The sequence below is a fragment of the Rhodococcus phenolicus genome (assembly GCF_001646785.1).
Classification (GTDB): domain Bacteria; phylum Actinomycetota; class Actinomycetes; order Mycobacteriales; family Mycobacteriaceae; genus Rhodococcus; species Rhodococcus phenolicus.
On sequence record NZ_LRRH01000006.1, the window covers coordinates 21,829 to 28,092 of the forward strand.

Annotated in this window: 5 protein-coding genes; 1 reads left to right on the forward strand and 4 read right to left on the reverse strand. The window is 70.1% G+C overall.

The genetic code is table 11. The annotated features are described in order from the left end of the window. Positions 1 to 137: 137 nt before the first annotated feature. Both A8G15_RS02835 and A8G15_RS02840 read right to left on the reverse strand, forming a co-directional pair. A complete protein-coding gene (locus A8G15_RS02835; protein ID WP_068155174.1) occupies positions 138 to 518 on the reverse strand; it encodes a hypothetical protein in 381 nt (126 codons plus the stop codon). A gap of 71 nt (positions 519 to 589) precedes the next feature. Next, the gene (locus A8G15_RS02840; RefSeq protein WP_068155176.1) at positions 590 to 4,018 is read right to left on the reverse strand and encodes a bifunctional proline dehydrogenase/L-glutamate gamma-semialdehyde dehydrogenase; all 3,429 of its coding nucleotides are present in this window, start codon (positions 4,016 to 4,018) and stop codon (positions 590 to 592) included. Between the two features lie 132 nt (positions 4,019 to 4,150). On the opposite strand from A8G15_RS02840, the gene A8G15_RS02845 reads away from it, so the two are divergent. Then, positions 4,151 to 4,660, forward strand: a complete 510-nt coding sequence (locus A8G15_RS02845) for an NAD-dependent epimerase/dehydratase family protein (RefSeq protein WP_211270105.1) — start codon at positions 4,151 to 4,153, stop codon at positions 4,658 to 4,660. Between the two features lie 36 nt (positions 4,661 to 4,696). On the opposite strand, the gene A8G15_RS02850 is transcribed toward A8G15_RS02845, so the two are convergent. After that, complete coding sequence (locus A8G15_RS02850) at positions 4,697 to 5,122, reverse strand: acyl-CoA thioesterase family protein (protein WP_068155171.1); 426 nt, start codon at positions 5,120 to 5,122, stop codon at positions 4,697 to 4,699. 43 nt (positions 5,123 to 5,165) lie between these two features. After that, positions 5,166 to 5,936, reverse strand: a complete 771-nt coding sequence (locus A8G15_RS02855) for a thioesterase family protein (protein WP_068155173.1) — start codon at positions 5,934 to 5,936, stop codon at positions 5,166 to 5,168. Between the last annotated feature and the right edge of the window lie 328 nt (positions 5,937 to 6,264).

The window sequence follows — 6,264 nt, forward strand, 5'->3', positions numbered from 1 at the left end:
CCAGTATCGAATCGAGTGGTGCGCCACCACCGGCGCGGGTGTCGAATCTACCTCCCGGTCACCCGAACCGACCGGAACCGGGCCGAAGGCGGACGACACCCCGGCCAGGCCGCGGACAACACGCCGCGGGACGGCGGTCAGGTCAGATTCACGACGTGGGCGTGCGAGTCGACCGCGTGCTGCAGCTTCTTGCGGGACAGGGTCCGCGGCCCGCACGCGCATCCGGCGGGGATCGCGTCGTCCTCGAACTGCGTCGCCTCGAGAGTGTCGACGAATTCCGAATCCAGCTTGTCGCCGTGGTGGCCGGTGGCCTCCCGATCGCGTGACCCACGCCCGCCCGGGCCGCTGGCCGAGACCACCACCGGACCTTCGGTCGTCTTGTACACCGCGGCGACGGTGTGGCTGGCCGGACATCGCACCTTCAGGACTGCCTGTTCGGTGCGCTGGGGGCCGAGTTCCTTCACGGCGGCGAGTGCCTTCCGGCGGCGTTCGGTGGGTGGGGTTTCGGCGATGTTCATCTTCCTATTGCACCGCACCTGCCGCCCGGATCCGACCGGTTCGGCGTAACCGATCTCGAACCGTTGTCGGGTCAAACGATGTCGTCGGTGAGGTGGTTCGGTGTCCCGAACCGATGCGCGGTGATCGAGATCGACTGTTCCCGCAGGAACGGCAGCATCTCCAGCCGGCCGGACTCGGTGACCGGGTGATCGTGCACGGCCGTTCCGGGACGGCCGTGCAGTTCCTCGGCGAGAGCGCGGGCGTCCCCGCCGATCAACCGGATACGGTCCGGGGCCGGCCTACCGATCCGGTTCAGCCACGCCGCATCCGTTTCGATCGCCAGATCGATCGCGAAAGTTCCCAGTACACGGATGATTTCGGGAGACAGCGGGACGGCGGTGGACACCTCGACGGGGGCGCCGCACCGAGCGGCGGCGCCCAGCACCCGCAGCAACGCGACCTGTGTTCCGCGCGCGCCGAGCCGGACGTGCACCCGCACCGGCCGATAACGGAACAGATTGCGCTCGGCGGTCAGGGCGCTCACGTCGAGCGCGCGGGAGAACTCGGTGCGCCACGCGCGGGCATCGCTCGCGAAGGACCGGCACAGGAAATCGCGCTCGGCGCCCGACAGTTCGGCGGCGTCGAGAACAAGCGCCGGGGCGCCGTCCACCGTCTCGTCGATCGGGTTGTGCGGAAACGGTTTCCACGATCCGAAACCGACCAGGTAGTTCGGGCCGCCGGCTTTGTATCCGGCGCCGACCGCCGACCGTTTCCAGCCGCCGAAGGGCTGACGCCGCACGATCGCTCCCGTGATACCGCGATCGACGTACAGGTTCCCGGCCTCGGCCAGGTCCAGCCACCGCGCGACCTCCGCGGCGTCGAGACTGTGCAGCCCCGCCGTCAATCCGAACTCCACGCCGTTCTGGATCGCGATCGCCTCGTCCAGGTCGCGGGCCGTCATGATGCTCAGCACCGGGCCGAAGAACTCGGTGCGGTGGGCGCGTGAACCGGGGCGCACGCCCACCCGGATGCCGGGGCTCCACAGCCGTCCCGTGTCGTCGAGGCGCTGCGGCGTGACGAGCCAGGATTCCCCCGCATCCAGCGACGTGAGTGCATCGAGCAGCTTCCCGTGGGCCGGTTCGGTGAGCGGACCCATCCGGGTGCGCGGGTCGTCGGCGGGACCGACCGGCAGCGACGTCACGGCGTCGACGAGCTGGTTGCGGAACCGGCGCGACGTCGCGACCGAGCCGACCAGGATCACCAGCGACGCGGCCGAGCACTTCTGTCCCGCGTGGCCGAACGCCGACTGCACGACGTCGCGTACCGCGAGATCCAGATCCGCGCTCGGCGTCACCACGATCGCGTTCTTGCCGCTCGTCTCGGCGAGCAACGGCAGATCGGGCCGGAACGAGCGGAACAACTCGGCGGTCTCGAAGGCGCCGGTGAGCACCACCCGGCCCACTCGGGGATCCGCGATCAACTGCCGGCCCAGCTCGCGGTCGGCGAGCCGCACCGGGTGCAGGACATCGCGCGGCACCCCCGCCGCCCACAGGACCTCGGTCAGTACCGCGCCGCACCGAGTCGTCAGCGCCGCCGGTTTCAGCACCACAGCCGACCCGGCGGCCAGCGCGGCCAGCGTCGACCCGGCCGGGATCGCGACCGGGAAGTTCCAGGGCGGCGTCACCACCGTCAGCGCGGACGGCACGAAGCGCGCGCCCTCGACGGCGTCGAGTTCCCGGGCCCGGTCGGCGTACCAGCGGGCGAAGTCGATCGCCTCGGACACCTCCGGGTCTGCCTGGTCGATGGTCTTGCCCGCCTCGGCGACCATCACCTCGACGAGGTCGCCGCGCCGGCATTCGAGCTCGTGCGCGACCCGTTCGAGGATCGCCGCGCGCTCGGCGCCCGGGCGAGCGCCCCACTCGCGGCCGTGTGCCGCGGCGTGCGCGAGCAGCCCGTCGAGGTGGCCCGCCGTGTGCACCGTGTGTGCCGCGACCGTGTCCACACCCAGCCGCGAGCGACCCGCACGCGCGAGGATCTGCCGTCCCCATGTGCGGTTCGCGGGCAGCGACGGATCGGTGTCGGGGGCGTTGGCGAATCCCGGCGCGGGCGGTGCGAGCGGATCCACCAGACGGTTCTGCGTGCGGTTCGGGGCCGGCACCGCACCGTCCACCTCCGCAAGCGAGGCGAGGAACCGCTCCTTCTCGCGGTCGAACAACGACTCGTCGTCGTGCAGCGCGAACACCGCCGACATGAAATTGTCCTGACCGGCCCCCTCCTCGAGCCGCCGCACCAGGTACGCGATCGCCACGTCGAATTCGTCCGGATGCACCACCGGCGTGTACAGCAGAACCCCGCCGACGTGCCGGCGCACCACCTCCGCCTGCCCGGGCGCCATCCCGAGCAGCATTTCCACATCGACGCCGTCCCGCACCCCCCGCCGCCCGGCGAGCAACCACGCATGCGCGACGTCGAACAGGTTGTGCCCCGCCACGCCGATCCGCACATTCGCGATGCGGTCCGGCACGAGCGCACGGTCCAGCAGGCGCTTGTAGTGCGTATCCGTTTCCTGCTTGGAACCCCACGTCGCGAGCGGCCAGCCGTGCAGCGATGCCTCGACACGTTCCATCGGAAGATTCGCGCCCTTGACGATGCGGACCTTGATCGGCGCGCCGCCGCGCGCCCGTCGTGCCGCCGACCAGTCCTGCAACCGCATCAGCGCCGCCAGCGAATCCGGCAGATATGCCTGCAGGACGATGCCCGCTTCCAGATGCGCGAACTCCGGACGATCCAGGATCGTCGTGAACACCGCGATCGTCAGATCCAGATCGCGGTACTCCTCCATGTCCAGATTCACGAACTTCGGGGAACGGGAGGTCGCGGCCAGCCGGTACAGCGGCGCCAGCCGTTCGACGATGCCGGCGACCGCCTCGTCGAACGCCCACGGAGAATGCGGCGCGACCGCCGCGGACACCTTGATCGACACATAGTCCACGTCGTCGCGGGCCAGCAGCGTGCGGGTGCCGTCGAGCCGGCGGGCGGCCTCACGCTCGCCGAGCACCGCCTCCCCGAGCAGATTCAGGTTCAGCCGCACCCCGTCGCGGCGCAACCGGGAGATGGCGCGCCCGAGCCGGGCATCGGTCGCGTCCACCACGAGATGCCCGACCATCGCGCGCAGCGCCCGCCGTGCCGCGGGCACCACGATGTGCGGCAGCGTGGGACCGAGCGCCCCGCCCACCCGCACGGCGGCGCGCAGATGCGCGGGCAGGAACGCGGGAACGTCACGGGCGAGGCCGGCGAGACTGCGGGCGGCGACCCGCGGATCCTCGGGCCGGATCACCCCGTCGATGAACGCCACCGTGAATTCGAGGCCGTGCGGGTCACTCAGGACGGCCGCGAGTTGCTCGGCACCGCGGTCCGGCGGGATCGTCGCGGCCTCGGCGATCCACCGTCGCACCAGGGCGACGGTCTCGTCGGCGAGCGAGCCGCTGTGGATTCGGGACTCGTGCGTGCTGTCGGTCATCGCCACCTCCACGTCCGTCACCATTGTGGCCGCAAGTCCGCGACCCCGGCGGGCTTGTCGCCGTGTCACACACGGCCGCACGTCGTCGCGCAGAGCTACGCCAGCTGGAACGGTGTCCGCACGGGCGGATGGGTGAAGACGGAGGAGGATCCGCTGGACCCGGAGACGGGGACCCGAGCGCGTGCGGGAGCGGATGCTATCCGCCACGTCGAGGACCGGGTCGTCGAGGCAGGCGGGGCGGCGTTGCGGTACGGCGGGCTCTGCGGTCCGGGTGCCAGCGACGATCAGGTCGAACTCGTCCGGAAGCGGCAGTTCCCGCTCGTCGGTGGCGGTACGGGATACAGCTCCTGGGTGCATCTGGACGACGCGGCGGGCGCGACCGTCCTGGCGGTGGAGCAGCAGGCGAAGGGCGTGTACAACATCGTCGAGGCCGGTGAACGGCTGCCGCATCTGGCGGCGTGCGCCGGTGCGAAGCCTCCGATGCGGCTATCTCGGTGGCTCGCACGGATACTCGCCGGCGATGTGGCCGTCACGATGATGACCGAGGGGCGAGGGTTCTCCAATGCCAAGGCCGAACGAGAACTCGGCTGGCAGCTGCGTCATCCGTCGTGGCGCCAGGGATTCCGCGACGGCCTGTTCTGACGGATCCTCACTCCGGTTCGGGCACTTCGCTTTCCGTCACACCCGATCGGCGAGTGCGCCGGGACGGTGCAGCGCTTCGAGGGAGACGATCTGCTCCGGCGACCACGGCCGCGACACGGTGCGACCGTCCCCGACCTGCACGAGCGTCACCGACAGGTCCGCCGCGCGTGTGCCGCCCTGCACGATCTCGACCCGCAGGGTCACCGACGTGGTGCCGATCTTCGCCACCTCGACACCGACCTCGGCGGCGTCGGTGAACAGTTCGCCGGAGAAGTTGCTGTTCACATTGACCAGCGCGATGTCCGTGACGGGATCGAACTCGCCGTCGAACGCGTCGACGAGCACCCGGTTCCACGCATGGGTCGCCGCTTCGAGCGCGCAGTAGTGCGGCACGTGCCGGTGGATGTGCTCCGGCAGGTCCCGGGGCGCGTTGTTGTGCAGGGTGACGGCGACTCGAGGCATGGTTCGGACAGTACCCACGCGTGCGTCAGCCGGTTCGGTCAGGTCAGGACGGGCGGACGGTGAGCACCTGTGAGGCGGTACCGATCGGACCGTGGGCGTCGTGGACGACGCTGCTGGTCAAGCCCAGACCGTTCGCACCGAACGAGACCGTGGTGTCGAATCCCAGCCACTCGCCCCGCGGCTCGGCGAAGAAATGCGCGGTGAGGTCGATGTTGGGGAACGCGATGTCCTTCGGATGAGCGCGCACTGTCATTCCGTTGGCGATGTCGAGAAGTCCCGCGGCGCTCGCGACGGCACTGACCTTCTCGTCGGCGACGAGTGGGATCGGCGTGCGCACCCAATAGGATGCGCGCCCGGGTTCGACCTGGGTGCGTCGTACCTGAGCGGAGGCGATGAATCCGCCCGGCCACACCGCCGACGGATCCCACGGCTCCATGTCTTCGGGCGGCGCGATCCGCGGGAACGACGTGCCTTCGAGTTCGGCGGTCGCCCGGGTCTGCATCAGCCAGGCGCGCAACCGCACGGCCGCGCGTCCGTTGTGCGCGAGGACGGCCTCGACGAGTTCGATGGTGCGTCCCGGGCGCAACACGGTGACCTCGACGTCGACCTCGTCGACCGGGATGATGCCGAGGATGTCGTACGAAAGGCGGCCGACGGCGAGCGTGTCGTCGCGCCGGGCATCCCGATCGAGTTCGACGGCGTGCGTCATCAGGCCGAGCGCCGGTGCGATGTGCTGTTCGTTCGGTTCCCACGCGCCGCCGACATGGTGCGTGGCCCGGTAGGTGCTCGGTCCGGTTCGTTCGAAATAGCTCATCGAAAACTCCTCGTGTGTCCTGCTCCATGCAATCACGGACCGTTCCCACGCGGCGATTCGCCTCGACCGGGCAACGCCGAGCCGGGCCGGGGCCAGGATGAGGAGCGAATTCCGTCCCGGTGGTACCGCCCGGCTGTGCGGTACGCAATCTCGGTGCCAGGCGGTGAATGTCGTCATGAGCGAATCCTGTTCACGGATCGTCCCGAAAAATACGGCGGGACAACGTTTCCGGAGTGGAGCTGCGTCGGTCTGCGCCGCACTCGTGATCGCCGGGTGCTCGGGCGATCCGGAGCCCACCGTGTCGGAGACCCGGCGAGAACACCGTGTC

Excerpts from the sequence above, each read along its gene's own strand:
- A8G15_RS02835 (WP_068155174.1), bottom strand. The coding sequence starts at position 518 with ATGAACATCGCCGAAACCCCACCCACCGAACGCCGCCGGAAGGCACTC.
- A8G15_RS02840 (WP_068155176.1), bottom strand. The coding sequence starts at position 4,018 with ATGACCGACAGCACGCACGAGTCCCGAATCCACAGCGGCTCGCTCGCC.
- A8G15_RS02850 (WP_068155171.1), bottom strand. The coding sequence starts at position 5,122 with ATGCCTCGAGTCGCCGTCACCCTGCACAACAACGCGCCCCGGGACCTG.
- A8G15_RS02855 (WP_068155173.1), bottom strand. The coding sequence starts at position 5,936 with ATGAGCTATTTCGAACGAACCGGACCGAGCACCTACCGGGCCACGCAC.